Source organism: Streptomyces sp. NPDC001941 (assembly GCF_040296945.1).
Classification (GTDB): Bacteria; Actinomycetota; Actinomycetes; order Streptomycetales; family Streptomycetaceae; genus Streptomyces.
The window spans coordinates 55244-80685 of the sequence record NZ_JBEOYE010000029.1 but is presented as its reverse complement, the minus strand read 5'-3'; the positions used below and the strand labels follow the sequence as shown (position 1 = coordinate 80685).

The 25442-nt window shown below is 73.9% G+C and carries 27 protein-coding genes; 12 read left to right on the top strand and 15 right to left on the bottom strand.

Going from position 1 to position 25442, the window contains the following annotated elements; genetic code table 11:
* Positions 1 to 139: 139 nt before the first annotated feature.
* The gene (locus ABT160_RS20775) at positions 140 to 1090 is read right to left on the bottom strand and encodes an AEC family transporter (RefSeq protein WP_351649165.1); all 951 of its coding nucleotides are present in this window, start codon (positions 1088 to 1090) and stop codon (positions 140 to 142) included.
* Positions 1091 to 1436: 346 nt separating this feature from the next.
* Positions 1437 to 2423, bottom strand: coding sequence for an AraC family transcriptional regulator (locus tag ABT160_RS20770; RefSeq protein WP_351649164.1), 987 nt, complete (start codon positions 2421 to 2423; stop codon positions 1437 to 1439).
* Between the two features lie 538 nt (positions 2424 to 2961).
* On the opposite strand from ABT160_RS20770, the gene ABT160_RS20765 reads away from it, so the two are divergent.
* On the top strand, positions 2962 to 3897 hold the full coding sequence (locus ABT160_RS20765; protein ID WP_351649163.1) for a helix-turn-helix transcriptional regulator: 936 nt from the start codon (positions 2962 to 2964) through the stop codon (positions 3895 to 3897).
* 33 nt (positions 3898 to 3930) lie between these two features.
* On the top strand, positions 3931 to 4944 hold the full coding sequence (locus tag ABT160_RS20760; protein WP_351649162.1) for a helix-turn-helix transcriptional regulator: 1014 nt from the start codon (positions 3931 to 3933) through the stop codon (positions 4942 to 4944).
* A gap of 28 nt (positions 4945 to 4972) precedes the next feature.
* Here the strand turns inward: ABT160_RS20760 and ABT160_RS20755 are convergent, their stop codons facing one another.
* From ABT160_RS20755 to ABT160_RS20725, 7 genes are all read right to left on the bottom strand, one after another.
* Entirely contained in the window at positions 4973 to 5797 is an 825-nt protein-coding gene (locus ABT160_RS20755) for a rhomboid family intramembrane serine protease (protein WP_351649161.1), read from the bottom strand.
* Positions 5798 to 5874: 77 nt separating this feature from the next.
* Positions 5875 to 6231, bottom strand: a complete 357-nt coding sequence (gene mnhG, locus ABT160_RS20750; RefSeq protein WP_351649160.1) for a monovalent cation/H(+) antiporter subunit G — start codon at positions 6229 to 6231, stop codon at positions 5875 to 5877.
* Positions 6228 to 6521, bottom strand: coding sequence for an MrpF/PhaF family protein (locus tag ABT160_RS20745; protein ID WP_351649159.1), 294 nt, complete (start codon positions 6519 to 6521; stop codon positions 6228 to 6230). Before ABT160_RS20745 ends, mnhG begins: the two co-directional genes overlap by 4 nt.
* Entirely contained in the window at positions 6518 to 7099 is a 582-nt protein-coding gene (locus ABT160_RS20740) for a Na+/H+ antiporter subunit E (RefSeq protein WP_351649158.1), read from the bottom strand. The genes ABT160_RS20745 and ABT160_RS20740 overlap by 4 nt, the downstream gene beginning before the upstream one ends.
* Complete coding sequence (locus ABT160_RS20735) at positions 7096 to 8652, bottom strand: Na+/H+ antiporter subunit D (RefSeq protein WP_351649157.1); 1557 nt, start codon at positions 8650 to 8652, stop codon at positions 7096 to 7098. The genes ABT160_RS20740 and ABT160_RS20735 overlap by 4 nt, the downstream gene beginning before the upstream one ends.
* A complete protein-coding gene (locus ABT160_RS20730) occupies positions 8649 to 9197 on the bottom strand; it encodes a Na(+)/H(+) antiporter subunit C (protein WP_351649156.1) in 549 nt (182 codons plus the stop codon). The genes ABT160_RS20735 and ABT160_RS20730 overlap by 4 nt, the downstream gene beginning before the upstream one ends.
* Positions 9194 to 12085, bottom strand: a complete 2892-nt coding sequence (locus tag ABT160_RS20725; protein WP_351649155.1) for a Na+/H+ antiporter subunit A — start codon at positions 12083 to 12085, stop codon at positions 9194 to 9196. Before ABT160_RS20725 ends, ABT160_RS20730 begins: the two co-directional genes overlap by 4 nt.
* A 426-nt stretch (positions 12086 to 12511) precedes the next feature.
* Here ABT160_RS20725 and ABT160_RS20720 point away from each other — a divergent pair, with 426 nt between their 5' ends.
* The 3 genes from ABT160_RS20720 to ABT160_RS20710 all read left to right on the top strand — a co-directional run bounded on the left by ABT160_RS20720 (position 12512) and on the right by ABT160_RS20710 (position 14504).
* Entirely contained in the window at positions 12512 to 12751 is a 240-nt protein-coding gene (locus ABT160_RS20720; RefSeq protein ID WP_351649154.1) for a DUF397 domain-containing protein, read from the top strand.
* Positions 12752 to 12850: 99 nt separating this feature from the next.
* Complete coding sequence (locus tag ABT160_RS20715) at positions 12851 to 13813, top strand: helix-turn-helix domain-containing protein (RefSeq protein ID WP_351649153.1); 963 nt, start codon at positions 12851 to 12853, stop codon at positions 13811 to 13813.
* Between the two features lie 166 nt (positions 13814 to 13979).
* A complete protein-coding gene (locus ABT160_RS20710) occupies positions 13980 to 14504 on the top strand; it encodes a mycothiol transferase (RefSeq protein ID WP_351649188.1) in 525 nt (174 codons plus the stop codon).
* Positions 14505 to 14549: 45 nt separating this feature from the next.
* Here the strand turns inward: ABT160_RS20710 and ABT160_RS20705 are convergent, their stop codons facing one another.
* Both ABT160_RS20705 and ABT160_RS20700 read right to left on the bottom strand, forming a co-directional pair.
* Complete coding sequence (locus ABT160_RS20705; RefSeq protein WP_351649152.1) at positions 14550 to 14942, bottom strand: VOC family protein; 393 nt, start codon at positions 14940 to 14942, stop codon at positions 14550 to 14552.
* Positions 14939 to 15232, bottom strand: a complete 294-nt coding sequence (locus tag ABT160_RS20700) for an ArsR/SmtB family transcription factor (RefSeq protein WP_351649151.1) — start codon at positions 15230 to 15232, stop codon at positions 14939 to 14941. Before ABT160_RS20700 ends, ABT160_RS20705 begins: the two co-directional genes overlap by 4 nt.
* A gap of 148 nt (positions 15233 to 15380) precedes the next feature.
* Here ABT160_RS20700 and ABT160_RS20695 point away from each other — a divergent pair, with 148 nt between their 5' ends.
* A complete protein-coding gene (locus tag ABT160_RS20695) occupies positions 15381 to 15896 on the top strand; it encodes a DinB family protein (RefSeq protein ID WP_351649150.1) in 516 nt (171 codons plus the stop codon).
* Here the strand turns inward: ABT160_RS20695 and ABT160_RS20690 are convergent.
* The 3 genes from ABT160_RS20690 to ABT160_RS20680 form a co-directional block, all read right to left on the bottom strand.
* The gene (locus tag ABT160_RS20690; protein WP_351649149.1) at positions 15893 to 16720 is read right to left on the bottom strand and encodes an SAM-dependent methyltransferase; all 828 of its coding nucleotides are present in this window, start codon (positions 16718 to 16720) and stop codon (positions 15893 to 15895) included. The two genes, ABT160_RS20695 and ABT160_RS20690, sit on opposite strands and share 4 nt — an antisense overlap.
* Before the next feature lie 241 nt (positions 16721 to 16961).
* Complete coding sequence (locus ABT160_RS20685) at positions 16962 to 17522, bottom strand: GNAT family N-acetyltransferase (protein WP_351649148.1); 561 nt, start codon at positions 17520 to 17522, stop codon at positions 16962 to 16964.
* A 7-nt stretch (positions 17523 to 17529) separates the two neighbouring features.
* Complete coding sequence (locus ABT160_RS20680; RefSeq protein WP_351649147.1) at positions 17530 to 19086, bottom strand: carboxylesterase/lipase family protein; 1557 nt, start codon at positions 19084 to 19086, stop codon at positions 17530 to 17532.
* A 142-nt stretch (positions 19087 to 19228) separates the two neighbouring features.
* On the opposite strand from ABT160_RS20680, the gene ABT160_RS20675 reads away from it, so the two are divergent.
* The 6 genes from ABT160_RS20675 to ABT160_RS20650 all read left to right on the top strand — a co-directional run bounded on the left by ABT160_RS20675 (position 19229) and on the right by ABT160_RS20650 (position 24379).
* Positions 19229 to 19924, top strand: a complete 696-nt coding sequence (locus tag ABT160_RS20675) for a DUF6215 domain-containing protein (RefSeq protein WP_351649146.1) — start codon at positions 19229 to 19231, stop codon at positions 19922 to 19924.
* 161 nt (positions 19925 to 20085) lie between these two features.
* On the top strand, positions 20086 to 20703 hold the full coding sequence (locus ABT160_RS20670; protein ID WP_351649145.1) for an acyl-CoA-like ligand-binding transcription factor: 618 nt from the start codon (positions 20086 to 20088) through the stop codon (positions 20701 to 20703).
* A 100-nt stretch (positions 20704 to 20803) separates the two neighbouring features.
* The gene (locus ABT160_RS20665; protein WP_351649144.1) at positions 20804 to 21568 is read left to right on the top strand and encodes an SDR family NAD(P)-dependent oxidoreductase; all 765 of its coding nucleotides are present in this window, start codon (positions 20804 to 20806) and stop codon (positions 21566 to 21568) included.
* A gap of 119 nt (positions 21569 to 21687) precedes the next feature.
* On the top strand, positions 21688 to 22728 hold the full coding sequence (locus tag ABT160_RS20660) for an NAD(P)-dependent alcohol dehydrogenase (RefSeq protein WP_351649187.1): 1041 nt from the start codon (positions 21688 to 21690) through the stop codon (positions 22726 to 22728).
* Between the two features lie 198 nt (positions 22729 to 22926).
* On the top strand, positions 22927 to 23565 hold the full coding sequence (locus ABT160_RS20655; protein ID WP_351649143.1) for a peptidoglycan DD-metalloendopeptidase family protein: 639 nt from the start codon (positions 22927 to 22929) through the stop codon (positions 23563 to 23565).
* Positions 23566 to 23623: 58 nt separating this feature from the next.
* Positions 23624 to 24379, top strand: coding sequence for a LysM peptidoglycan-binding domain-containing protein (locus ABT160_RS20650; RefSeq protein WP_351649142.1), 756 nt, complete (start codon positions 23624 to 23626; stop codon positions 24377 to 24379).
* A gap of 55 nt (positions 24380 to 24434) precedes the next feature.
* Here ABT160_RS20650 and ABT160_RS20645 read toward each other — a convergent pair whose 3' ends face one another.
* Positions 24435 to 25142 (bottom strand): class I SAM-dependent methyltransferase, encoded by a 708-nt coding sequence (locus ABT160_RS20645; RefSeq protein ID WP_351649141.1) that lies wholly within the window; start codon positions 25140 to 25142, stop codon positions 24435 to 24437.
* Positions 25143 to 25442: the final 300 nt, after the last annotated feature.

The following is a 25442-nucleotide window of genomic DNA, read 5'->3' as shown; positions in this document are numbered from 1 at the left end:
AACAGGGGCTTTCCGGAAGCGTGTTAGCGAGACGTTAGCGGGAGTGGCTAGATTCGTTCCCGTCCGGGCCGGCCGCGCCCCCCGTCGCGTCCGGCCCGGTGTCCCCCGCCCCGGTCGCGCGCCACCGGGCCGCGGCGGCTCACGTCCAGCGCGCCACCAGGTGGGTCCACAGGGGCAGCAGGACCAGGGCGACCGCCGAGCTCTTCACCACCACCGACGCCGACAGGCCCACGTCGACGTCGTACCGCTGGGCGAAGACGAACAGGTTCTGCGGCGTCGGCATCGCCGCGATCAGCACCAGCTGGGCCAGCCAGGTGCCGTCGAGGCGGAAGAGGTAGTGGCACACCGCGAACGTCAGCGCGGGGAAGGCCACGCACTTGAAGGCGATCAGCAGCCCCTCCTGCACGCTGGTGCCGCGCACCGCGAGCCCGCTGCCGCCCAGGTGCAGCCCGAGGGCGAACAGCGCCACCGGCGAGGCGCTGTCGCCGACGAAGTCGAAGCCGTCGAGCAGGACCCCGGGCACCCCGACGGACAGCAGGTTGAGCAGGATGCCCGCGTTGCACGCGATCACCAGGGGCGTCATCAGCGACGCGCCCACCGCGGCGCCGAGCTGCCTCCCGAAGCCGCCGGAACGGTCCTCCCGGCCCAGCTCCATGATCGACAGGATGACCAGCGACAGGACGCACACCTGGAACAGCAGTACGGGGAAGATCGGCGCCGCGTCGCCGAACAGCATCACGAAGACCGGCACGGCGAAGTACGCGGTGTTCACCTGGACCGCCGCCATGATCCGCAGCGCCACGGCGCGCGGGTCGCGCACGCCCAGCGTCCGCGCGGCCGTCCCCACGAGCAGCGCGGCGACGGCCGCCGCCGCCGCGTAGCCCGAGATCGCCCGCCAGTCGAAGAGGCGCCCGAGGTCGCTGCGGTAGATGTTGCCGAACAGGAAGCAGGGCACCGCGAAGAGGAACGCGTAGTCGGCGAACGCCTTGGAGCTGTCGGCCGGCACGACCTTGCGCCGGGCCAGCACGACGCCCGCGCCGAACGCGAGGAGGACTGGTACCAGCTTCTGTGCCGCCGCCACCGTGCCCATGCGCGCCCTTGCCGTCACTCCCCCGCGCCGATGCCCTCAGGACACCGCACGCCCGTTCCCCGGGGAGCCTCTCACATCCGAGGGCGGGCGAAGGCGGAGGGCAGGGTCCGGGCCGCGTCCGGAGGGCACCACCGCGGGGCGGCCGGGACCGGGGTGGCGAGGCTGCAGACGGGCGGCGCCGACTCCGTCCGTGTGCCGCCCTCCACCACGCTCCTGCGGCCATCAGGAAGCGTAGGCCCGGGCCGCTCCGGCGACGATCCGCTAAGCGCGGGGCTGTCCGCGAAACGCAGTGGCGTCGTGGCCCGCGGCTGTCCATCCGGTGAACTCCCTTGACGGGCGGCCCTCTTCAGCGTGCGGCCAGCGTCTGGGACGGGCTCTCGCCGAAGCGGGCCCGGTAGCGCTGGGCGAACCGGCCCAGGTGGGCGAAGCCCCACTGCCGGGCGATCTCGGTGACCGTCGCCGCGCCCGGCGCCGAGCTGCGCAGCTGGCGGTGCGCCCGCTCCAGGCGGACCTCGGAGACGTACGCCATCGGGGACATGCCGAGGCTGCGGCGGAAGGCGTCCTGCAGCGTGCGCACGCTGACCTGGGCGATCGCCGCGAGTCCATTGGCGTCGTACGGCTCCGCGGGCCGGTCCCGCACCGCGTCCATGACGCGCTTGACGTGGGCGGGGCGCATGCCGGGGGCCGGGCGTTCGAGGACCGTGCGCCAGCGGTGGTCGGCGGTGAGCAACAAGCCCTCCAGGAGCGACTGTTCGAGGCGTCCGGCGAACATCGGCTCGTGCAGCAGGCCGCCGGGGTCGGCACGGTCGCGCAGGGTCCACGCCGCGAGTTCCAGCCAGCTGCGGCCCCGGCCGCCGGTGAGGTCCACCCGCGGTCCCAGCCTCAGCTCACCCGGCACGGGCCGCCCGATCAGCTGCTCCAACTGCCGTACGACGGCGGTCTTGTCGACCTTTACGGTGAGCACCCGGCAGCCCGCGGAGATCTCGTCGATGCGGATGTACTGCGCGGGGTCGAAGAGCACGCCCTCGCGGGCGGACGCGTACAGCGGGTCGGCCAGGCCCTGCTGGACGCTCAGCCCGCCCTCGAAGGGCAGGGCCAGGTGGAACGCGCCGGGCTGGCCGAACGCGGTACGCACCTGGGCGGTGTAGTGCGCGAGCCCGATGGTGAGGGCACCGACCTGGACCACGTCCAGGGACAGGGCGAAGTCCTCGCGCACACCGGTCACTTCGAACCGCATGTCGTAGAAGTGGGCCGCCACGGCCGTCCGCGCCTCGTCCAGCGAGCGCGTGAGGTACGACTCCACTCCGGTCGCAGGCTGTTCCGGCCCCGCCATGGCGCCCTCCCTCGAACCGGCTCCATCATGGCGCGCATCGGGGCGCACGGGGACGGTCCGGCCGATTCCGTACGGCCGGCCGTCCTGTTTCCGGGCGTGCGGGCGCGAGCCGCCGGAGCGGCGCGCGCCCGCACCCGGCCGGTCCTTCCGCACCGGCTCCCCTCGCCCTGTGCGGCCGGACCGGACCGACCACGGGCGGTGGCGTGCGCGCTGATCCCGATCGGCGTCGGATCACCGCCGCCCCCGCCCGGGGTGTCCTGGTCCCGGCTCCTCGCCCCGTCTTCGCGGACGGGAAGGACGCCTCCGCCCATGCTGACGGCTCCCGCCGCCCGCGCGCAGCCTGCGCGGCGAAATGGCTCGATTGGCTTGTACGCGGGCCGCCAGTCCGCCCAGCGAAGCGGCTCCGGGCCCCGGCAGGTCCGTGGCGCGTCTGTCAACCCCCCTTGCCGCGCGGGAGAGTTGGCGGTATCGAGGGATACTCGGGGTACACCGGCAGCTCGTCGCGTGCGCCCCGCCACTCCCGGGGAGTGACTTGCTGGTGAACACGCCACACGACCGGTTCCCGTTCGTCCATGTTTACGGTCGCATCGCCTTGCTGGGCGCCGGGCAGGACAACCACTGCCTCGCGCACCTGGCCTCGGGGCCGGTCACCGTCGACCACGTCGTCCGCGCCCATGCGCGCACCGCGGGACCCCTGCCGTTCCACGCCCTGTGCCTGCGCTTCGCCGCCCCCGAGCGCACCCCTGACCAGGCGCGGATACGGCGCGCGGTGCGCCGGTTGCGTCCGGCCGGGGACCTGGCCCTGGTCTGCCACCGCGACCTGCCCCACTACCACGACCCGGAGTGCGCGCCCGGGGAGCCTGGCCTGGAGACGCTCCTGGACGCCACCGTCGTGGACACGACGGTGGCGGGTGCCGGTCCGCCGACGGGCCGGCTCGACGTGGTCGAGCACCTGCCCGTCGCCCCCGAGGCGGCGGCCCGCCTGGAGGCCACGGTGGGCTGCCTGCGCACGGTGCTGGCGCTCGGCCCGCAGGACGGCGCGGGCTCGCCGGCCCTGCTGGACTCGTTCGCCCGCCTGCTCGCCGCCAGTCTGCTCGGCTGCATGCCGCGCCCGCACGGTCCCGCCGTCCCGGACGCGTACCCGGCGACGCTGCGCCGGGCCGTGGACTACATCCACGCGCACGCCCACCAGCCCGTCGCGCTGTCCGACATCACCACGGCCGCACAGGTCACGGCCCGGGCCCTGCAGTACGCGTTCGCCCAGATCCGCACCACCCCGCTGGCCTACCTGCGCGACGTGCGCCTCGCGCGGGCCCACGACGACCTGCGGGACGCGCGGCCCGGCAGTGCCACGGTCACCGACGTCGCGTCACGCTGGGGCTTCGCGCACCCCGGCCGTTTCGCGGCGTACTACCGCTCCGCGTACGGAACGAACCCTTCGGCGACGCTCAACCGGCCGCCGCCACCGGTGTGACGGCGGCGGGGACACCAGGCGAGGGAGGACCGCGTGGCTCGGGAACCTGAACGGGAACAGGAGAGCGAACAGGATCGGCCGCCGGTGGAGCCGGCCCTGCTGGCCGTCCGTACCGAGAGCATCCGCGCGTCCCACCCGGACGAGGCGACCGAGGCGGTCAGCGCGCTGTACGGCCGCGCCCGCTTCCGCCCGCCGGGGGACGGCTCCCCCTTCCGCATCTCGCTCTCCTGTCACGGGGCGGGCGGGCTGACCCTGGTCGGCTTCGACGTGCGGACGGAGGCGGACGTCGTCACGCACGTCCACCCGACGGGCGTCTTCGGGCACGTGCGCAGCGGCTCGTCCGGCATGGCGGGCCCGGGCACCGACCGTCAGGTGCGCCCCGGTGACCTGATCGCCTACCCGCCGGCGTACGCCCGGTTCGCGTTGCGCCCGCTGCGGGCGAGCGTCCTGTCCCTGCCGCCGGGCACCTGGGAGCGCGCGGTGGCCGAACGCGGCCACGACCGCGCCGCGCTGGAGGCGACGGAGCCGGTCAGCGGCCCGGCCGCGCGCCGCTGGCTGGCGGTGTTCGCCTACGCGGAGCGGCTGCTGCGGGACCCGGGCACGCCGCTGGCGGAGCCGCTGCTGAACGCGGCGGTGACCGAGGTCCTGGCCCGCACCGCCCTGAGCACGTTCCCCAACGCCACCATGGCCGTCCCCTGGCCGCGCCCCCCGGGGTGGGTGCGCGGCCCGGCGGTGCGCCGGGCCGTCGCGTACGCCGACGAGCACGCCCACGAACCGGTCACGCTCACCGACCTCGCGCGGGCGGCGGGGACCGGGCCGCGCGCCCTGCAGTACGCCTTCCGGAGGCAGTACGGCGTCACGCCGCTCGGGTACCTGCGCCGGGTCCGCCTGGCCCACGCGCACACCGAACTCTCGGCCGCGCGTCCGGGCTCGGCCACCACGGTGGCGGTGGTGGCGGCGCGCTGGGGCTGGGCCAGCCCGGGCGCGTTCGCCACGGCGTACCGGCGCGCCTACGGGGTCGGTCCCGCGCACACCCTGGGGCGCTGAGGAACGCGGCCTTCCGCCGGTCCGGGCGTCACCACTGGCCGCGGTGGCGCGAGCGCCTGCCCCACAGGATGCCCTCCGGTTCCGGCGGCGGGACCGTGCCGGGGCGCAGGGGCACGGCCAGGGCCATGCCCACGACGAAGCCGGCCACGTGGGCCAGATAGGCGACGGCGCCCGCGTCCGAGACGCCCGCGCCGTACGAGTAGAAGGCCTGGAGCACGAACCACAGGCCCAGGACGATCCAGGCGGGCAGCCGCAGCGGCAGGAAGATGAAGAAGGGCACCAGGACCCAGACCCGGGCGGTCGGGTAGAGGACCAGGTAGGCGCCGAGGACGCCGGCGATGGCGCCCGAGGCGCCGATCAGGGGCGTGGCCGAGTCCGCGTTGGCGAGCGCGTACCCGTAGGCGGCCGCGTAGCCGCAGACCAGGTAGAACAGCACGAACCGGACCCGGCCCAGGCGGTCCTCGATGTTGTTCCCGAAGATCCACAGGAAGAGCATGTTGCCGAGCAGGTGCAGCCAGCTGCCGTGCAGGAACATCGCCGAGAGCACGGAGAGCGGCGGCACCTTGTCGTACCCGGCGGGGGCGAGCACGCAGCCGGGTCCCGCGTCTCCCACGCCGACCTGCCCGGTCGGCACCAGCCGGGGCAGCTGACCGTGGATCAGCTCGCGCGGCACGGCGGCCCAGTGCTCCAGGAACGCCTGGAGGTGGCAGGTCTGGGCGAGGCTCGCCCCGCCCGTGAACGACCCGGCCATGCCCGGCGTCAGCAGGAACACCACGACGTTGGCCGCGACCAGCGCGTACGTCACCCAGGGGGTGCGCCGGACGGGATTGATGTCGTGGACGGGGATGACCATCTGCCCGCTCTCCTCTCGCCGTCGGCCGCCCGTGCGGACCGTCCGGTCAGTGGTCTCACTGAACCACGGTGGCGTACTCAGGGCCTGTCGTCGTTCGGGCCCTCGCTCAGCTCGTCGAGGAGGAGGGCGCACTCGCCCAGCTGGCCGGTGCGGTAGGCCGCGCGGGCCACCAGGTGGGCGGCGACCGCGCTGGTGAGGAGCTGGAAGAAGGCGACGAGGGCGAGGGTGCCCAGGTCGACGCCGGAGCGCAGCCGCAGGGCGACCCCGGCCAGCAGGACGAGCATGCCGAACGTCTGGGGGTTGGTGGCCGCGTAGCCGCGGGTGAAGACGTCGGGCAGGCGGACCAGGCCGATCACTCCGGTGAGGCAGATCGCGGCCCCGGCGAAGAGCAGCGCGGAGCCGGCGAGGTCGGCCGCCTGGTGCCAGTCGGTCACGGGCGCTCCTTGGTACGGGGGCGGTCGCGCAGGGCGATGAAGCGGGCGATGGCGACGGAGCTGGTGAAGCCGAGGAAGGAGAGCACCAGCATGATCGACAGGTAGTAGCGGGTGTACGTCATCGCGGCGTGCACGCCGATCCCGGCGATGATGAGGACGGCGGCGACGTCGACGGAGACGGCCCGGTCGAGCATCGAGGGGCCGCGGCCGACGCGTACGAGCAGCAGGGCGCCGGCGATGACCAGCAGGACGAGCGCGGCGTTCAGGAGCAGGTCGGAGGCGGTCCTCACGGTCCGGTCCCCTCTCGTTCGTCCGGGGCGTCGCGCGGCTCCCGCAGGACGCGCGCGACCTCTTCGCGGGTGCCGAACGCCTTGACGACCAGGGTCTCCAGCTGCCAGGCGTCGCGCCGGGCGCGGGCCAGGGTGGCGGGGTCGTCGGCGCCGGAGACGTGCAGGTACAGGGTGGCGGTCGCGGCGTTGACCTCGACCAGGGCGCCGCCGGGGACGCTGGAGACGGCGACGGAGGTGGCGGCGATCATCAGGTCGCTCCGGCAGCGCAGCGGGACGCTGATCACGGCCGCGCGCCCCCGTCGGCCGGTGAGGGCGAGCCGGGTGACGGCGACGCTGGAAGCGATCATGTCGACGAGCAGGTACTTGGCCAGCAGCAGGATGCGCAACGGCCGCAGGCGCAGGCCGAGTTCGACGGGCGGCAGCGGGAAGACGAGGCACAGGACGACGCCGACGAGGATGCCGTTGATGACGTTGCCCCAGGTCACGCCGGACCAAAGGAGCATCCAGATGACGGTGAGCCAGGCGATCAGCGGGACGTCGATGCGCCGCCACCGGCCTCTGAGCGTGGGCGAGTTCATGATCCGAGGACTGCCTTGACGTAGGGGGTGCGGGCGAGGAGTTCGGCGGCCGACCGGTCGGCGAGGCCGGTGAGCGGGGTGGCCAGGGCGGTGTAGGCGAGGCCGAGGAGCACGGCGGCCAGGGTCGCGGCGGTCATCAGGCGGGGCACGGGCGGTGCGGTGCGCACGGCGGTGGCGGTGGCCGTCGCGACGGCGGTGCCGCCCGCGGGGGCGTCGGGTCCTGCCTCCTCGGGGCGGGGGGCCGCGCGCCAGAAGGCGAGGTTCCAGACCTTGGTGACCGCGTACAGGGTGAGCAGGCTGGTGACCACGGCGGCGCCGAGCAGGACGTACGCCCAGGTGCTGCCCTCGGCGGCGCCCGCCCGCATCAGGCCGAGCTTGCCGATGAACCCGGACAGCGGCGGGATCCCGGCCAGGCTCATCGCGGGCACGAACCACAGGGCGGCGAGCAGCGGGGCGGAGCGGGCGGCGCCGCCGAGGCGGGTGAGTTCGGTGGTCCCGTAGCGCCGTTCGAGCAGTCCGGCCCCGAGGAAGAGGGTGGTCTGCACGGTGATGTGGTGTGCGGTGTAGACGATGGCGCCGCCGATGCCGTCGCGGGTGCCGAGCGCGAGTCCGTACAGCATGAAGCCGATGTGGCTGACGAGGGTGAAGGAGAGCAGCCGCTTGAGGTCGGTCTGGGCGACCGCGCCGAGGATGCCGATGACCATGGACGCGCAGGAGACGACCATCAGGACGGTGACGAGGCGGTTGCCGGGGAAGAGCAGGGTCTCGGTGCGGATCATGGCGTACACGCCGACCTTGGTGAGCAGTCCGGCGAAGACGGCGGTGACCGGGGCGGGGGCGGTGGGGTAGGAGTCGGGGAGCCAGGCGGCGACGGGCCAGGCGGCGGCCTTGACGCCGAAGACCGTGAGCAGCAGCGCCTCGATCAGGGTGCGCACGCCGAGCGGCACGTCGGGCAGCCGGGTGGCGAGCTGGGCGAAGTTGACGGTGCCCGCGGCGGCGTACGTCACGGCGATGCCGGTGAGGAAGACCAGCGAGGAGACCAGCGAGACGACGACGTAGGTGGATCCGGCGCGCACGCGCGGTTCGGTGGCGCCGACGGTGATCAGCACGAAGCTGGCCATCAGCATGATCTCGAAGCCGACGTAGAGGTTGACCAGGTCCCCGGCGAGGAAGGTCAGGGACACCCCGGCGACCAGGACCTGGTAGGCGGGGTGGAAGAAGTCCAGGGGCGCGCCGCCCCGGTTCGGCCGGTCCTGGCCGAGCGAGTAGACGAAGACGATCAGGGTGACGGCGCCGGAGACGGTGAGCATCAGCGCGGAGAGCCGGTCGGCGACCAGGGTGACGCCGAGCGGCGGGGCGAAGCCGCCGAGGTGGGAGACCAGGGGCCCGTTGCGGTCGGCCTCGATCAGCAGGAGCAGGTCGACGGCGAGGACCGCGGCGAGCATGGCCACGGAGACCGCGCGGTGCACCCGGGGGTGGCGGGGGCCGAGGACGACGGACCAGCCGCACACCGCGAGGGGCAGGATGACGGGCAGGGGGACGAGCGAGTTCACCGGGTCTCCTCTTCGGGGTCCGCGCCCAGGACGTCGTCCCAGAGGTCGTCGGAGAGCTCTCCGGACCTGGCCTGGTAGGCCCGGTCCTCGCGCAGCCGCTGGCGCAGGTCGCGCCGTGCGTCGCGCCAGGCCTGGCGGCCCTCCTCGCGGCGGCGGGCCCGCAGCCGGGCGCGTTCGGCGGTGTACTCGGCGCGCAGGGCGACGCGCCGGTCGGCGAGGTCGTCGGGGACGAAGTCGGAGCCGGTGAGCTGGGTGCTGCGGTAGGCCATCGCCAGCACGAAGGCGGTGGTGGCGAGGGTGATGACGACGGCGGTGAGCACGATGGCCTGGGGCAGCGGGTCGCTGATGCCGGTGCGCACGACCTCGGGGTAGAGGAGCGGCGGGTCGGCGGCGGGCCCGCTGGCGGCGAGCACGAGCAGGTTGACGCCGTTGCCGCAGACGATGACGCCCATCAGTACGCGGGTGAGGCTGCGGGCGATGATGAGGATCCCGCCGACGAAGCCGAGTACGGCGGCGCAGGTCAACAGGGTTGCGCTGACGGTCACTTGGGCTCCTCCCCGGCGAGCGCGCGGGCCGCCCGGTGCTCGGTCTGCTGGTCGATCCAGCCGCCCAGGGCGCGCACCGCGTCCAGCACGACGCCGGTCACCAGGAGGTAGACGCCGAGGTCGAAGAAGACGGCGGTGCCGACGTGCCAGTCGCCGATGAGGGGCAGGTGGCCCTTCCAGGTCCAGGCGTTGAGGACGGTGCCGTCGATGAGCCCGGCGAGGCCGACGGTGCTGGAGAGGGCGAGGCCGAGGCCGGTGAAGAAGCCGGGGTGCACGGGCGCGGCGGCCTCCAGTTCGTGCCGTCCGCCCGCGAGGTAGCGGATGGTGAGGGCGACGCCGGCGACCAGGCCGCCGACGAAGCCGCCGCCGGGCAGGTTCTCGGCGCACAGCAGCAGGTAGACGGAGAGCATCAGGATGGGGTGGAAGATCAGCCGGGCGATGACCTCGAAGACGACCGAGCGGTGCTGGGGCGCCAGGGTGTCCCCAGCGACCAGCCAGCCGTGCTCGGGGGCGCCTTCCTCGTACGGTCCCGCGGCCGGGCGGCTCTTGCTGCCCAGGGACCAGGCGGTGGTGCCGTCGGGCAGGTCGGGGGCGGGGCCCGCGGGCACCACCTGGCCGCGGTCGGCGTAGAGCAGGCTCATCACGCCGATGACCGCGACGGCGAGGACGGCGGACTCGCCCAGGGTGTCCCAGGCGCGGAAGTCCACCAGGATGGCGGCGACCACGTCCTTCAGGCCGTGGTGGGCGGTCTCCTCGACCAGCGCGGCGCCCGCGGGTTCGGCGCGGCGCGCGGCGGCGGCCAGCCACAGGGCGCCGGAGACGACCACGGCGCTGCAGACGCCGATGACCATCCCGGCCGCGCGGCGGTAGCGGTGGCGGGCGTCGCCGAAGTAGAGCGGCAGGCGGCGCAGGACGAGGACCAGGACGACGGTGGAGACGGTCTCCACGCCGAACTGGGTGAGCGCCAGGTCCGGGGCGCCGTGCACGACGTACAGCAGGGCCGTCCCGTAGCCGGTGAGCCCGGCGAGGACGGCGGCTTTCATGCGCCGCTGCACGGTCAGGCACATCAGGGCGCACGCGCAGGTCAGGGCACCGACGGCGGCCTGCCACGGGGAGTCCCAGAGGCGGGGCGCGGGGGCGCCGTGCCAGGGCCGGTCGGTGGCGAGGACGGCGATGAGACCGGTGAGCATCACGCCCATGACGGTGGCGACGTAGGCGGGCAGGGAGCCCTTCTGGACGGATCCGGTGAGCTGGAGCGCGGTGCGTTCCAGGCCGAGGACGGTGCCGTCGAAGGCGTCGTCGGCGCTGGGCCAGGCGAGGCGGCGGCCCAGGCCCGCGACGGGCTCGCGCAGGGCGAAGAGCGCGGCGCCGCCGAGCCAGGCGAGCGCGGACAGGCCGAGCGCCAGGCCGAAGCCGTGCCACAGGGCGAGGTGGTAGGGGTGCGCGGGGGCCGGGAACTGCTCGGCGTACCGCTCGAACAGGGTGGTGAGCAGGCCGATGCCGGGGCCGAGGGCGAGGCAGCCGAGGGCGAGCAGGGCGGGCGGCGCCAGGAGCGCGGCGCCCACCGGGTGGACGCGGGTGTCGGGGGTGCCGGGCTTGCGCGCGAAGGCGCCCCACAGGAAGCGCAGGGTGTACGCGGTGGTGAGCGCGGAGCCGAGCACGATGAGGGCGAGCACCCAGCGCTCGGCCGGGCTGCCGTCGAGCAGGGCGCCGAAGGCGGCTTCCTTGGCGACGAAGCCGAGCAGCGGGGGCAGCGCCGCCATCGACGCGCCGGCGACCACGGCGACGGCGCACACCAGGGGCAGTGCCCGTCCGACGCCGGAGAGGCGGCGCAGGTCGCGGGTGCCGGCGGCGTGGTCGACGATGCCGGTGACGAGGAACAGCGGGGCCTTGAACAGGGCGTGGCCCAGGAGCATCGCGACGGCGGCGAGGGCGGTGTTGTACGAGCCGGCGCCCGCGAGGACGACCAGGAAGCCGAGCTGGCTGACGGTGCCGTGGGCGAGGACGAGCTTGAGGTCGCTCTGGCGCAGCGCCCGCCAGCCGCCGAACAGCATGGTCGCGGTGGAGAGGGTGAGCAGCAGCGGGCGCCAGGGGGCGGTGTCGCTGAGGGCGGGGGCGAGCCGGGCGACGAGGTAGACGCCCGCCTTGACCATGGCGGCCGCGTGCAGGTAGGCGCTGACGGGGGTGGGGGCGGCCATCGCGTTGGGCAGCCAGAGGCTGAGGGGCCAGATCGCCGACTTGGCCAGGGCGCCGCAGAGGATGAGCACGACGGCGGCCGAGAGGGTGCTGCTCGCGGCGGGCGGGGACTCCAGGATGCGGGAGATGCGGTACGTGCCCGCGGCGTGGCCGAGCATCAGGAAGCCCACGAACATGGCAAGTCCGCCGAGCGTGGTGACGGTGAGGGCCTGGAGCGCCGAGCGCCGGCTGTCGCGCTTCTCGCTGTCGTACCCGATGAGGAGGAACGACAGGATCGTCGTGAGCTCCCAGAACAGGTACAGGAGCATGAGGTCGTCGGCGAGCACCAGGCCGAGCATCGCCCCGGCGAAGGCGAGCAGGTTCCCGGCGAACGGGCCCAGTTGGCGCGTCCCCGCGTCGAAGTAGCCGACGCAGTAGAGCAGCACCAGGGCCCCGATGCCCGCGGCGAGGAGCACCATCACCAGGGAGAGCGCGTCGAGGCGGAAGGCCACCTGGACGTCGTAGGCCTCGATCCAGGTCCAGGACTCGGTGGCGGCGCCGCCCGAGGTGACGGTGGACCACTGGGTCAGCGCCCAGCAGAGCGCGGCCGCCGGGGGCAGGGCGAGCAGGAGGAACGCACGTGGGCCCGCGCGGCTGACGAGCGGGGCGGCACCGAGTGCGAGGACGAAGTGGGCGAGGACCAGAACGGTCATGAAGGCATGCATATCGGGACATAAGTCATGCGGTGCGCGCGGCGCGCCGAACGGCTCCCGCACGTCAGCCCGACGCGCGCCGCGTGCGCCGGAGGGCGGGGCGGGCGCACGAGCGGAGGAGGGGTGGTGGCGCAGCCGAGTTCGAGCGCCGCGCGCGCTTCACCCGTTCCAGTGAACGCCGAGGGTGCTTCCGCGCCAATCTCCGTCCCCGCGCACGCCGTTCCCACCCTGCGGGGACCGGCCTCGGAGCCGTTCACGGCGGGTTCGCCCCGGCCACCGCCCGGCGGGATTTCCTTCGAACAAGGCGGGCCCGGCGACCGGGAGGGGTACGTTCCCGCGCGGGGCGGAGGATGGAATTTCATCCGGGATTCCACGGCGCCCCGGCACGGGGGTGGAACGCCCGTGCGACACCAGGGGAGGAAGACCATGTCGCAGGCCGCGCAGAACGGGGTCCGGGCGAGCGCCATCGAGGGGGTCGTCTGGGTCAAGAGCCGCCACAGCAACGGGGACGGCTCGTGCGTGGAGGTGGCGTCGCTGGACGGCGGCGGCATGGCCGTGCGCAACTCGCGCTTCCCCGACGGTCCCGCGCTGGTGTTCACGGCGCGTGAGGCCGAGGCCTTCCTTTCCGGTATGCACGAAGGTGAGTTCGATTTCATTGTTGGCTGAAATCCCCTGAGGAAGGGGGAAGTTCGCCTCAGCCGGGGCCGCCGTCGCGATACTTGGGGATCTCCTGAGACCCCGAACACTCCGAAGAGGAGCACAGGCATGCCCGAGCCGGGAGGGGCGCTCCCCCGCCCCGCGGCGCACCGCGGCGGCGCGGCGCACGTCCTGCCGCTGCGCGACCTGGGCCGGGCCGCCGGGTGCCCCTCCGCCCTCAAGGTCATCACGGGGCGCAAGCTGCGCGACCTGCGCGACGCGAGCGGACTGCCCACCAGCCGGGTCTGCCGGCAACTCGGCTTCTCCCAGGCCAAGCTGAACCGGATCGAACTGGGCCGCCAGGGCTGCAAGGTCCCCGACGCCCGGGCCCTGCTCGCGCTCTACGGGGTCACCGACCGGGACCTGGTCGAGGAGTTCGTCCGGCTGGTCGAGGAGTCGCTGCGGCCGGAGTACTTCCAGCGCTGGAACGACAGCGTCGCCGAGTTCTTCCACCCGCTGCTCGCCCTCGAGTACGCGGCCGACCAGATCCGGGTGTACGAGCCCAACTACGTCCCCGGCCTCCTGCAGACGCCCGCCTACGCGGCGGCCGTGATCCGCTCCGAGTGGCCCCTGCGCCCCCAGTGGGACGTGGAGCGGCTGGTCGAGCTGCGGATGGCGCGCCAGGAGCAGTTCCGCGCCCAGGCCGACCGGGCCGCGAACCCGCGCCTGTGGGTGGCGGTGCGCGAGGAGGCCCTGCTGTGGTCGGTCGAGGACAAGGCCGTCCTGCACGAGCAGCTGGGACGGCTCATCGACGCGGCCTGGGGCGGCCAGGTCCCCGTCCAGGTCGTCTCGCCCCGCACCATGGCGCGCGTACCGATCACCCAGAACATCACGTACCTGCGCTTCTCGGCCGCCGAGCTGGACGACGCGGTCTACACCGAGCAGGCGAGCAGCAGCATCTTCCTCCAGGACCGCGCCCGCGTGGAGCACCACCTCCAGCTCCTCGACCGCCTGGCCGCGGTGACCCGCACCCCGGAACAGTCCCTGAAGTGGCTCCAGGAGCAGCAGCGCAGGCTGGAGGACGGCGGCTGACGTGAGGGCCTCGCGCGCGCGGCGCGGATCACCGATGATCGCGTACATGTCGCACGCCACAGACCCCGCGTCCCCGTCCGCAGCCCCCGACACGGACTCCGCGTCCCCCTCCACCGGGGCACGGCCCGCCGGGGACTTCCCCGAACAGCGCTTCGGCTGGTCCAACATGTTCGTCGGCCCCGGCGAGGACCCCCGCACCGACGGGGCGTTCCGCGGCGAGCGGGCCGTGCTCGCGGGCTACCTCCGCGACCAGCGGCTCACCCTGGAGCTCAAGTGTTCCGGCCTCGGCCCGGCGGACCTGGCGCGGCGCGCGGTGGAACCGTCGAGCCTGTCCCTGCTCGGCCTGCTGCGGCACCTGGCGGACGTGGAACTGAAGTGGTTCCGGGTCGTGATGGCGGGTGAGACCGCGTCCTGGCACTTCCGCACGCCGGACGACCTCGACGCGGCCTTCGACGACGCGCTCCCGGACGCCGGGACGGTGGCCGCCGCGTGGGCCGCGTGGCGGGCCGAGGTGGCGTTCGCCGAGCGGTTCACGGACGGCGCCGCCTCGCTCGGCGTCACCGGCACCCGGCCCGACGGGAAGGCGGTGGAGCTGCGGGAGGTGCTGGTGCACATGATCGAGGAGTACGCCCGCCACAACGGCCACGCCGACCTGCTGCGCGAGCGGATCGACGGCCGCGTGGGCCAGTAGCCCCGGCGCACGGCACGGCCGCTACGCTTTGGTGCGCGCGATCGGCTACGCCTTGGTGTGCACGATCTGGATGAGGTTGCCGCAGGTGTCGTCCAGGACCGCCATCGTGACGTCGCCCATCTCCAGGGGCTCCTGGGTGAAGCGGACGCCGAGGGCGGTCAGCCGCGCGTGCTCGGCCTGGACGTCGTCCACCGCGAAGGACGCGGCCGGGATGCCGTCCGCGACCAGGGCGTCCTTGTACGGCTTGACCGCGGGGTGCCCGGACGGCTCCAGGAGCAGCTCGGTGCCCTCGGGCTGCTCCGGGGAGACCACGGTGAGCCACCGGTCGTCGCCGCCGACGGGGACGTCGTGCTTGGTCACGAAGCCCAGGACGTCGGTGTAGAAGCGCAGCGCCTTCTCCTGGTCGTCGACGAAGACGCTGGTCATGTAGATCTTCACGGGGTGCTCTCCGGGGGTTCGGGCCTGAGCCATCGCGTCACGACGGCCTGCAGGGGGTCGGTGTCGAGGTGGTGGAACTTGTAGCGGCCCTCGCGCCGTGTCACCACGAGGCCCGCCGACTCCAGTACCGCCAGGTGCTGGCTGACCGCCTGGCGGGACAGCCCGAGGCCGTGCCGGGACACCAGCCGCGCGCAGATCTCGAACAGCGTCTGGCCGTCCCGCTCCACCAGCCCGTCGAGTATGTGCCGGCGGGTGGGGTCGGCCAGCGCCTTGAAGACATCGTCAGCCATGGACCCAGGATAGGCAAGCCCACGCTTGCCTATCAAGGCGGGCGGATCAGCGGACCGGGCGGGACCCACCCCCTCCGGGCCGGACCCGGCGGCTCCACCTGCGTAAAAGCGTTCGACACGCAGGTCCCCGTACGTCAGACTCCCGGCGATGACTCGACTTACCGACACGCCTCCCGCCTGGGACGAGCGCACCCAGCTGTCCACCTTCCTCGACTACGCCCGCGACACCGCCCGCGCCAAGTGCGAGGGCGTCTCCGACGAGGACGCCCGCAAGGCCCCGCTGCCGGGGTCGCCCCTGATGACCCTGTGCGGGGTCATCAGCCATCTGCGCTGGGTCGAGCACTGGTGGCTGGACGTGGTGCTCCTGGGCGGCGAGCTCCAGGGCCCGCTCGCCGACGCCACCGACGAGGACCCCGACCCCGAGATGCGCACGGCCGTGGACGTGCCGCTGCCCCAGCTGCTCGCGGAGTACGAGGAGCAGAGCGTCCGGCTGCGCGCCCTGGTGGCCGCGCACGACCTGGACACCAAGGCCGTGAAACCGACCGGGAGCGGCAGGTACGTCGACCTGCGCTGGATCCTGCTGCACCTGATCGAGGAGACGGCCCGGCACAACGGGCACCTGGACATCGTGCGCGAGCTGCTGGACGGCAGCACGGGGGTCTAGACGGCGCGTACGCGGGCGACCCCGCCCCACTCTTCCCACTCGAAGGTGCGCTGGGGCCTGACCAGTTCGTTGTCGGGCATCCACTCGGACACCTCGAGGAGGCCGGGCGGGTCGACCAGTTCCAGGCGCTCGTCGGCGAGGAAGGTCCTGACCTCGTCCTTCTGGCGGACCCGGCCCCAGTGGCCCTGGGTCGCGGCGGCCATGTACTCGGTGACGAACTTGCGTACCTGCTCGTCCTCGCTGACCAGCTGGCACACGACCAGGAAACTGCCCGGCACGAGCCTGGACGCGACCTCGCGCACCAGGCCGGCCGGGTCGTCGTCGTCCGGGATGCAGTGCATGACCGACACGAACAGCGCGGCCACCGGCTGCTCGAAGTCGATCAGCCGCCGGGTGTCGGCGTGGCCGAAGATGTGGTCGGTGTCGCGCATGTCGGCCTGGAGGACCGCCGTCCGCTCGTCGGCGCCGAGCAGGGCGCGGCCGTGGGCGAGCACGATGGGGTCGTTGTCGCAGTAGACGACGCGCGAGGCGGGGTTGACCCGCTGGGCGACCTGGTGGACGTTGTCGCGGGTCGGCAGGCCGGAGCCGTGGTCGATGAACTGGGAGATGCCCTGCTCGGCGGCGAGCCAGCGCACCACGCGGCGGAGGAACTCGCGGTTGTTGAGCGCGAGGTCCTTCATGCTGGGCACCTCGCGCAGCAGCACCTCGCAGGCGTCCCGGTCGGACTGGTAGTTGTCGCGGCCTTCCAGCAGGTGGTCGTACATCCGCGCCACGCTCGGCACGTTCGGATCTATCCCCGGCGGGCTCCACTGCTGGCTCGACACTGGTCCGTCCCCCTGCTCGTGCTCCTGTGGTGGGCGGCCATCCTAGGAAGGCGCCGGCGCCGCCCGGAAGTACACGCGCGGGTAAGTGGCCCCGGCATGGCCGGAATTCGGCCATCGGCGCGCCCGCCCGGTCCCGCCACACGCGCCACCACGGCCCGGTCCGCACCTCAGGACCGTCCGGCGACACTGCCCAGATCACGTGCGCCGCAAGGGAGTTGAGGGCGCGCAGACGATACGGGGATCAGCGGCCCCGGTGCGGATCGGCGGCGGTCAGCTCGTACTCCACTTCGCCGTGTTCCGATCCCTCGATCGGGTGAGGCCACTCGCCGTCGAAGTGCCGCAGGAACACCAGCCCCGACTTCTCCATGACCCTGCGCGAACGCGTGTTGACCGCCATGGTGTTCGCGGTCACCCGCCGCACGCCGAGCTCGGCGAAGCCCTTGGCGATGAGCGCGCGGGACCCCTCCGTCGCGTAACCCCGGCCCCAGGACGCCCTGTTGAGCCGGTAGCCGAGCTCGACCTCGGCGGCGTCGTCCTCGGCCGGCGGGCGGAACTCGAACCACCCCAGGAACGCCCCGGTGGCCTTCTCCACCGCCGCCCAGTAGCCCCGATGGCCCCAGCACGGATGGACCCGCATCAGCCGGGGCAGCGTCCGGGTGCGCACCACGTCGCGGTCCGCGGGCTCGCCCCCGTTGATGAAGCGCATCACCTCGGGGTCGTCGTCCAGGGCGAACACGTCGTCGGCGTCCGCCTCGGTGAAGGGCCGCAGGACGAGCCGTTCGGTCTCCAGGAAGTGGTCCATGCGGTGATCATGCGGGCGCGGGGCCCCCGGCGCCAACCGGTTTGTCCCGGCCGGGCCCGGACCCGTCGGCGAAGGGCACCGTGCGCCACCGCGCCCGGACCTCGCTGGTCGCGTCGTCGGCGAGGCCGTCGTCCGGGGTCGCCCATACGCGTACGGGCGAGGCGTCGGCGGTCACCGCGGGCCAGCCGGGGTCGCCGCAGGCCGCGAAGCCCGCCCAGGCGCCCCGCATCCGGCGGGACAGCGCGTGGTCCTGCTCGTCGGGCGCGCCGCCGATGAGGAAGGCGGCGCCGTGCGCGTCCAGGTTGCCGAAGGCGAAGGGGACGTCCGCGGTGTGCCAGGGGCGTACGGCACGTCCGTCGGCGGTGCGGTCGCGGGCGAAGCGGGCCAGGTGCGCGCGGCCGCCCGCGCGGGCGTGGGCCTCGGCGAGACGTGCGCCGTACTCGCCGAACCGCGCGTCGCCGAAGAGGGCCAGGTAGCGGTCGAGGACCGGCGCCCCGGGCAGGTCCTCGGCGTACGCGGCGAGCAGGTGGTCCGGCAGGCCCAGCGCCCGTACGAAGGACGCGAGTTCGGGCTCGGTACGGACCGGGCGGACGGCCCCGACCTCGTGCAGGAACCAGCACTCCTCGTCGGCGCGGCACACCAGCAGGTCCACGTCGCGGGCGCGGGCGGCGGCGAGCGCCGCGAGCGGGTCGGCGGGGAGCACCCGGCCGTCGAGGACGGGCTGGAAGACCACGGGGTCGTACGCCTGGACCGGTGTCACCGGGTCGGCGGCGTACTGGGCGGCGACCGCGTCGACGGCGGCGACCAGGTCCCGCGGGGAGGCGGCGATGAGGCCTTCGGCGGTCGCCGGGACCCCGGCCGCCGCCGCGATCCGCCCGGTGGTGGCGGCGGCCTGCGCGGGGGTGTGGAAGGCGTGCGGCACGCTGTGGGCGATGACGCGGCGGAACAGGCCGCGCGCGTGCTCCGAGGCCATCAGGCACACGGCGGACCCCGCCCCCGAGGAGTGGCCCGCGACCGTGACGTTGGCCGGGTCGCCGCCGAACGCCGCGATGTTGTCCCGGACCCAGCGCAGGGCGGCGGCCTGGTCGAGCAGGCCGCGGTTGTCGGGCAGGCCCGGCACCCGGCCGAACCCCTCGAAGCCCAGCCGGTAGTTGGCGGTGACGACGACCAGTCCGGCGCGGGCCAGTGCGGCGCCGTCGTGGTCGGGCTGGGCGGAGGAGCCCATCACGTAGGCGCCGCCGTGGATCCAGAACAGCACCGGCATCGGCCCGGCGGCGGGGCGTGGCGCCCAGACGTTGACGGTGAGGACGTCCTCGTCGCCGGGGCGCCAGACGGGGGCGCCCGGCAGTTCGGCCGACTGCGGTGCCACCGGTCCGAAGGCCGTGGCGTCGCGGACGCCGTCCCAGGCCGGTGCGGGCCGTGGCGCGTGGAAGCGGTGGGGGCCGAACGGCGGTGCCGCGTACGGGATTCCGAGTGCGGCCACCACGTCGTCCGCCACCCAGCGCCCACGTACCGGCCCGCCGGTCGTACGGAAGTCCGGCGCCGCGCGCCTGTTGTCGTCCATGGGGCGGGAGCCTCTCACACCGCCCGCCGAGCCGCGCCGCAATATCAGCCGCCTGACCTCGGAAGAAGCTTCTTGTCGGGGAGTTGATCACGGGTTATGGTCCCCGGGCACGTATTGGGGGGATCTTCGTAAGTGGGGGGACATGACGGACGAGAAGGGCGCGCCCAGCCCATGGGCGCAGGCCGTACTGGCGCTGGCACTGGTGGGGGCGCTCGGTGTCGGGCTGCTGTACCTGGGGCAGCAGGACAAGTCCCGGCAGGACGACGCCGCGCGGCAGCCCGCGGCCTGTGACCACGGGGACCGGGAGGAGGAGGTCCCGGCGGGACACGTCTCGGGCACGAAGCTGTGCGACGCGCTCAACCGGGCCGACCTCGCCCAGCTCCTCGGCACGCCGGTCGAGAAGCCCAAGTCGGCCTACGGCAGCAGCCATTCGTCGAAGAAGGGCGACGGCAGGAAGGTCGACACGTCGCAGGCCCGGGTCGAGTTCGACACGTACACCGTCACGGTGGAGGCCAGTTACGACCGGGTGCCGGTCTCGGCCCTGGCGCCGCTGCTCGGTACGGAGTCGACCGTGCACCGGTTCCTTGGGCACCCGGCGTTCACGTACGCCGACCGCACGATCAGCATCAGCTTCCAACCGGGCAAGAGCACCGGCCGGACCGGGTCCGGGGTCCCGGCCCGGACGCTGGCCGTGGCGCTGGACCCGAAGGACACCGGCGGCTCGCTGACGATGTCGGTGTGGCGCTCGGACGGCGTCGCGCCGGAGGAAGCGGTGCTGCTGGGCCTGGCGGAGAAGGTGCTGCCGTCGGTGCCCGGCTTCACGAGGGCCGCGGGGTAGCGCCGGCCGGTCACGCGCAGGAGCAGCAGGAGTCGCAGGAGCAGTACGTCAGGGGTCGTCCCGTACGGGGCGGCCCCTGACGCGCGTCCGCGGCCGGTCGGTGACCTGTCCCACCGAGCCAAGTGTCCCGATGGGACATTTCGAGGAGTACAGTCGGGGCCATGAGCAGCACGGAGGGCCGCCGGGTCCGCAAAGTCCAGGAGAGTCGCGAGGCCATGGCCCGCGCGGCGGTGGACCTGGTGCTCGAGCACGGGCTCGACCAGGTGACCGTCGAGGCCATCAGCGAGCGCGTCGACGTCTCGCGGCGCACCTTCTCCCGCTACTTCGCGGGCAAGGAGGACGCGGTCGTCGACACCCTCCGCGCCGACTTCGCCCGGATCAACGCCGCCCTGGCGGCGCGCCCCGCCGGGGAGAACCCGCTGACCGCCTACCACCGCGCGCTGCGGGACTGGCTGGCCGGGGACCCCTGCGCCTGGCACAAGCGGGCCCGCTCCGGCGAGCTGCTGCGGCTGCTGCACCACGAGCCGTCGCTGCTCGCCGCGTACGGGCACGTCAGGGACGAGGCGGAGGCCGCGACGGTGGAGGTGATCGCCGGGCGGCTCGGCCTCGACCCGGGCCGCGAGCTGCGGCCCGCGCTGGCGACGTCGCTGGCGGTGGGGGCGTTCGGGACGGCCGTGCGCTTCTGGATCGCCCCGGACTCCCGTGCGGCCCTCCCTGATCTGATCGACCAGGCCTTCGCGGCGCTGGCGGCCGAGCCCGCGCCGGACCCCGGCCCCTGACCGGCCGCGCGGCACTGCGCCCCCGCGCACCACGTCCGCGGCCTTCGCGTACGACCACCACGGCCTTCGCACACCACCACGAGTGAAACCAGGTAGCACCATGACCACCAGCAACACCACCGCCGAGTTCGCCGGGAAGACCGCCCTGGTGACCGGCGGCGCCTCCGGCATCGGCCTGGAGATAGCCCGCCGCCTCGCCGAGGGCGGCGCGGCCGTCGTCGTCGCCGACTACAACGAGCAGGGCGCGAAGGAGGCCGTCGAGGCGATCACCGCCGCCGGCGGCCGGGCCGCGGCGACGATCCTGGACGTCACCGACCCCGAGTCGGTCCGCGCCGCGGTGGACTTCGCCGTCGAGACCTTCGGCGCCCTGCACCTGGCCGTCAACAACGCGGGCGTCGCCGGCGCCTCCGCGCCGACCGCCGAGTACCCGCTCGACGAGTGGCGGCGGGTGATCGACACCAACCTCAACGGCGTCTTCTACGGGCTGCGCTACGAACTCCCGCGCATCCTGGCCTCCGGCGGCGGCGCCGTGGTCAACATGTCCTCGATCCTGGGCAGCAACGGCTTCCCCGGCTCGGCCGCCTACTCGGCCGCCAAGCACGCCGTGGTCGGCCTCACCAAGACGGCCGCCGTCGAGTACGCCGCCCACGGCGTGCGGGTCAACGCCGTCGCCCCCGGCTTCATCGACACCCCGCTGCTGTCGAACGCGCAGTCCCAGCGCGACCACCTCGTCTCGCTGCACCCGCAGGGCCGCCTGGGCACCGCCGAGGAGGTCGCCGAGCTGACCCTGTTCCTGCTGTCCGACCGCGCCTCGTTCGTCAACGGCAGCTACCACCTGGTCGACGGCGGCTACGCCGCGCGCTGACCTCGGCCACCGGGAAGAACACCCGCACCACCCCCGCGCCCACCGAGAAGCACTCCGAGAAGCACTCCGAGACACACAGCGAGAAAGAGGCAGCAGCCATGTCCGCGACCCCCGAGACGATGAAGGCCGTCCAGTACCGCGCCGTCGGCGCCGCGCCCGAGGTCGTGACCGTCCAGCGCCCCGAGCCGGGTCCCGGTCAGGTGCTGCTCAAGGTCACGGCCGCGGGCGTGTGCCACTCCGACATCGCCGTGATGGGCATGCCGGCCGAGGCACTGTCCTTCCCGCTGCCGCTCACCCTGGGCCACGAGGGCGCGGGCACCGTCGCCGCGCTCGGCCAGGGCGTCACCGGTCTCGCCCTGGGCGAGTCCGTCGCCGTGTACGGGCCGTGGGGCTGCGGCACCTGCGTGATGTGCGCCCAGGGCAAGGAGAACTACTGCCTGCGCGCCGACGAGCTGGGCATCCGGCCGCCCGGGCTCGGCGCGCCCGGCGCCCTCGCCGAGTACATGCTGGTCGACGACCCGCGCCACCTGGTACCGCTGGGGGACCTCGACCCGGTGACCGCCGTACCGCTGACGGACGCGGGCCTCACCCCGTACCACGCGATCAAGACGTCGCTGCCGAAGCTGGTGCCCGGCAGCACCGCCGTGGTGATCGGGACCGGCGGCCTGGGGCACGTCGCGATCCAGCTGCTGCGGGCGCTGACCCCGGCACGGGTGGTCGCCCTGGACGTGACGGAGCAGAAGCTGGAGCTGGCCCGCGAGGTGGGCGCGCACGAGACGGTGCTGTCCGACGAGCACGCGGCGGCCCGGGTGCGCGAACTGACGGGCGGGCTCGGCGCGCAGGCCGTGTTCGACTTCGTCGGCGCGGCGCCGACCGTGGCCACCGCCACCGCGTGCGCCGCGGTGGAATCGGACGTGACGGTGGTCGGCATCGGCGGCGGGGCCGCCGCGGTGGGCTTCGGGACGGTGCCGTACGACACGGCCGTGCGCGCCCCCTACTGGGGCTCGCGCGCGGAGCTGATCGAGGTGCTGGACCTGGCCCGCTCGGGCGCGGTCGGGGTGCACGTCGAGACGTACACGCTGGACGAGGCGCCGAAGGCCTACGAGCGGCTGCACCACGGGCAGGTGCGGGGCCGCGCGGTGATCCTTCCCAACGGCTGACATCTCGACGGGCGTCATGGCTGGTCAGGGCCCGGTTCCGGAGGCGGAGCCGGGCCCTTCGTCACCCGTTCGGCCGATCCCTGAGTGAGCCGGGCGGCGCCGCGCACCAAGCTGGCAGGTGTCCGCTCCCCCGGCCGCGCCGAGCGCCGGGGGCGGCCTCCCCGCCCCCGGGAAGGCCCCGTCGAAAGGACGCGGCACATGAGCTGGAACATGCCCGTGGCCAAGGGAAGGGTCACCGCGAAGTACCGGCAGCCCGGCGGCTGGGCGGCCGGCTTCCACACCGGCGTCGACTTCGGCTGCCCCACCGGCACCCCGGTCAGCGCGGTCGGCCCCGGCACGGTGGTGGTGGCCGGGGACCAGGGTGCGTACGGGAACTGCGTGATCCTGCAGATGGAGGACGGGCGCTTCACCCTGTACGCGCACCTGAGCAGCGTCGACGTGAAGGCGGGCCAGGGCGTGGGCGGCGGGCAGCGCCTCGGCCTCTCGGGCGCCACCGGCAACGTGACGGGACCGCACCTGCACTTCGAGGCGCGCACCGCCAACAACTACAACGGCCACACCGACCCGATGGCCTACCTGGCGGGCAAGGGCGTGGCCAAGGCCGGGGGCGCCAAGAAGTCCACGGCGAAGAAGGCGGCCCCGAAGAAGGCCGCGCCGCGCGCGACGACGGCGAAGGCCCCCGCGACGTACACGGTGAAGTCCGGCGACACGCTGTCCGGGATCGCCCTGGCGAAGCTCGGCAACGCGATGCGCTACCCGGAGATCGCCAGGCTCAACGGCATCCCGAACCCCGACCACATCCAGGCGGGCCAGAAGCTGAAGCTCCCGCCGAAGTAGGGAGCGTCTTCACCATCCCCAGGAAGTGACGGGCCCGACGCACCCCCAGGAGGTCCCGGTGGCCGATCCGCTCAGCGCCGACGCCTTCCTCGCCGCGCTCCGCGACGAGGGTGTGAGGATCGTCGAGTACGAGGGCTGGCGCGGCCGAAACCGTGACCACAAGGGCACCTGGGGCCCGGTGAACGGGGTGATGGTGCACCACACGGTCACCCGGGGCACCGAGGCGACCGTGCGCCTGTGCGTGGAGGGCCGGGAGGACCTGCCGGGGCCGCTCTGCCACGGGGTGATCGCCAAGGACGGCACGGTGCACCTGATCGGGTACGGCCGCGCCAACCACGCGGGCCTGGGCGACCCGGCGGTCCTCGACGCCGTGAAGGCCGAGGGTCCGCTGCCCCCGGTGGGCGAGCCGGTCACGGACGGCAACCGGCACTTCTACGGCTTCGAGTGCGAGAACATGGGCGACGGCAAGGACCCGTGGCCGCCGGCGCAGGTCGACGCGATCGTGCGGGTGTGCGCGGCGCTGTGCCGTGCGCACGGCTGGGGCGCAGCCGGCGGGACCTCGGTGATCGGGCACGCCGAGTGGCAGACCGGCAAGATCGACCCGCTGGGGCCCGGCATCACCATGCCGGGCGTGCGCGCCTCCGTGACCGCGCGGCTGCGTGCGCCGAAGGAGGTCACCGTGCGGGCCGGGGACACGCTCGGCGGGATCGCGCAGGCGCACGGCACGACGGTCGAGGAACTGCTGCGGCTCAACCCGGAGATTGCGAACCCCGACCTGGTGGTCGTGGGGCAGCCGGTGCGCGTACCGGGCTGAACGGGCGGACGCGCGTCACGGCGTCGCTGCGTCACGGCGTCACGGCGTCGCCGCGTCACGGCGTCGCGCGGAGCAGCACCAGCGAGCCGGTGTACGTGGGCCGGTGGCGCAGGTGGCCGAACGCCTCGTCCCAGGCGCCGGAGCCCAGGGCGTGGCGCAGCGAGGTGTCGAAGTCCTGGCGGGCGCGGTCGTCCAGGAAGCTCCAGGCCGGGGAGGCCTGGCGGGATGCGGGGTCGAGGAGCAGTTCGGGACGGCCGTAGTAGGCCTCGTTGAAGCCGTCGGTGCAGTCCAGCGGGATGGGGACGGGGTGGCGGGTGACCGTGCCGCCGAGGGCCTCGGCGAGGAGGTCCAGGCGCGGGTGGCGGCGGGCCTCGGTGTCGAGGACCTCCGGCGCGTACTCGTACAGCCAGAAGTCGCGGACGCGGGCCGGGTCGCAGGTGAGGACGACGACGGGGCCCCGGGTGACGCGGCGCATCTCCCGCAGTCCGGCGGCGGTGTCGGGCCACTGGTGGACGCTGAGCAGGGTGAGGGCGGCGTCGAACTCGGCGTCCTGGAAGGGGAGTCGTCCGGCTCCGGCGCCGATGGCGGTGGTGGTCGTGCGGTCGCCGCCGATGGTGCCCGCGCCCGCGCCGACGTTCAGGACGGTGCGGGCCTCGCCGAGGGCGTGCGCGACGAGGCGGGCGATGCGCTCGTCGGGGCGCCGGGCGCCGGGGAGGGCCGCCGCACGGTGGGCGGTTCTTCCGTCCTGGGTCCGCATGGCCATGGGTCTCCTCGCCTTCCGGGCCCGGGCCGGTGGCGGTGGCATCCGCTGCCGGGCGACCTCAACCGTCTCGCGTCCGCACCATCTTGCATCTGCGAGGCCGACTCTCCTAGTCCCCTCTGTGATGCTTGGCAGATCAGCCAAAAGCGACCGCAGGTGGGAGGGCCGGGTTGGAGGTTGTGTCGACCCGGACGGCCCCGGCGGGACGGTGTGGCCGAGAAGCCGCGCATACGAACCGGGCGGGCGGGCACACGGGCAGCGTCGCCCCCTCGTGAGCGTCCGGCCAAGGCGCGCTCCGCAGAA

Excerpts from the sequence above, each read along its gene's own strand:
- ABT160_RS20680 (WP_351649147.1), bottom strand. The coding sequence starts at position 19,086 with ATGGACGACAACAGGCGCGCGGCGCCGGACTTCCGTACGACCGGCGGG.
- ABT160_RS20670 (WP_351649145.1), top strand. The coding sequence starts at position 20,086 with ATGAGCAGCACGGAGGGCCGCCGGGTCCGCAAAGTCCAGGAGAGTCGC.
- ABT160_RS20700 (WP_351649151.1), bottom strand. The coding sequence starts at position 15,232 with ATGGCTGACGATGTCTTCAAGGCGCTGGCCGACCCCACCCGCCGGCAC.
- ABT160_RS20770 (WP_351649164.1), bottom strand. The coding sequence starts at position 2,423 with ATGGCGGGGCCGGAACAGCCTGCGACCGGAGTGGAGTCGTACCTCACG.
- ABT160_RS20720 (WP_351649154.1), top strand. The coding sequence starts at position 12,512 with ATGTCGCAGGCCGCGCAGAACGGGGTCCGGGCGAGCGCCATCGAGGGG.
- ABT160_RS20645 (WP_351649141.1), bottom strand. The coding sequence starts at position 25,142 with ATGGCCATGCGGACCCAGGACGGAAGAACCGCCCACCGTGCGGCGGCC.
- ABT160_RS20675 (WP_351649146.1), top strand. The coding sequence starts at position 19,229 with ATGACGGACGAGAAGGGCGCGCCCAGCCCATGGGCGCAGGCCGTACTG.
- ABT160_RS20715 (WP_351649153.1), top strand. The coding sequence starts at position 12,851 with ATGCCCGAGCCGGGAGGGGCGCTCCCCCGCCCCGCGGCGCACCGCGGC.
- ABT160_RS20710 (WP_351649188.1), top strand. The coding sequence starts at position 13,980 with ATGTTCGTCGGCCCCGGCGAGGACCCCCGCACCGACGGGGCGTTCCGC.
- ABT160_RS20755 (WP_351649161.1), bottom strand. The coding sequence starts at position 5,797 with ATGGTCATCCCCGTCCACGACATCAATCCCGTCCGGCGCACCCCCTGG.
- ABT160_RS20685 (WP_351649148.1), bottom strand. The coding sequence starts at position 17,522 with ATGGACCACTTCCTGGAGACCGAACGGCTCGTCCTGCGGCCCTTCACC.
- ABT160_RS20740 (WP_351649158.1), bottom strand. The coding sequence starts at position 7,099 with ATGAACTCGCCCACGCTCAGAGGCCGGTGGCGGCGCATCGACGTCCCG.
- ABT160_RS20775 (WP_351649165.1), bottom strand. The coding sequence starts at position 1,090 with ATGGGCACGGTGGCGGCGGCACAGAAGCTGGTACCAGTCCTCCTCGCG.
- ABT160_RS20695 (WP_351649150.1), top strand. The coding sequence starts at position 15,381 with ATGACTCGACTTACCGACACGCCTCCCGCCTGGGACGAGCGCACCCAG.
- ABT160_RS20660 (WP_351649187.1), top strand. The coding sequence starts at position 21,688 with ATGAAGGCCGTCCAGTACCGCGCCGTCGGCGCCGCGCCCGAGGTCGTG.
- ABT160_RS20655 (WP_351649143.1), top strand. The coding sequence starts at position 22,927 with ATGAGCTGGAACATGCCCGTGGCCAAGGGAAGGGTCACCGCGAAGTAC.
- ABT160_RS20725 (WP_351649155.1), bottom strand. The coding sequence starts at position 12,085 with ATGACCGTTCTGGTCCTCGCCCACTTCGTCCTCGCACTCGGTGCCGCC.
- ABT160_RS20665 (WP_351649144.1), top strand. The coding sequence starts at position 20,804 with ATGACCACCAGCAACACCACCGCCGAGTTCGCCGGGAAGACCGCCCTG.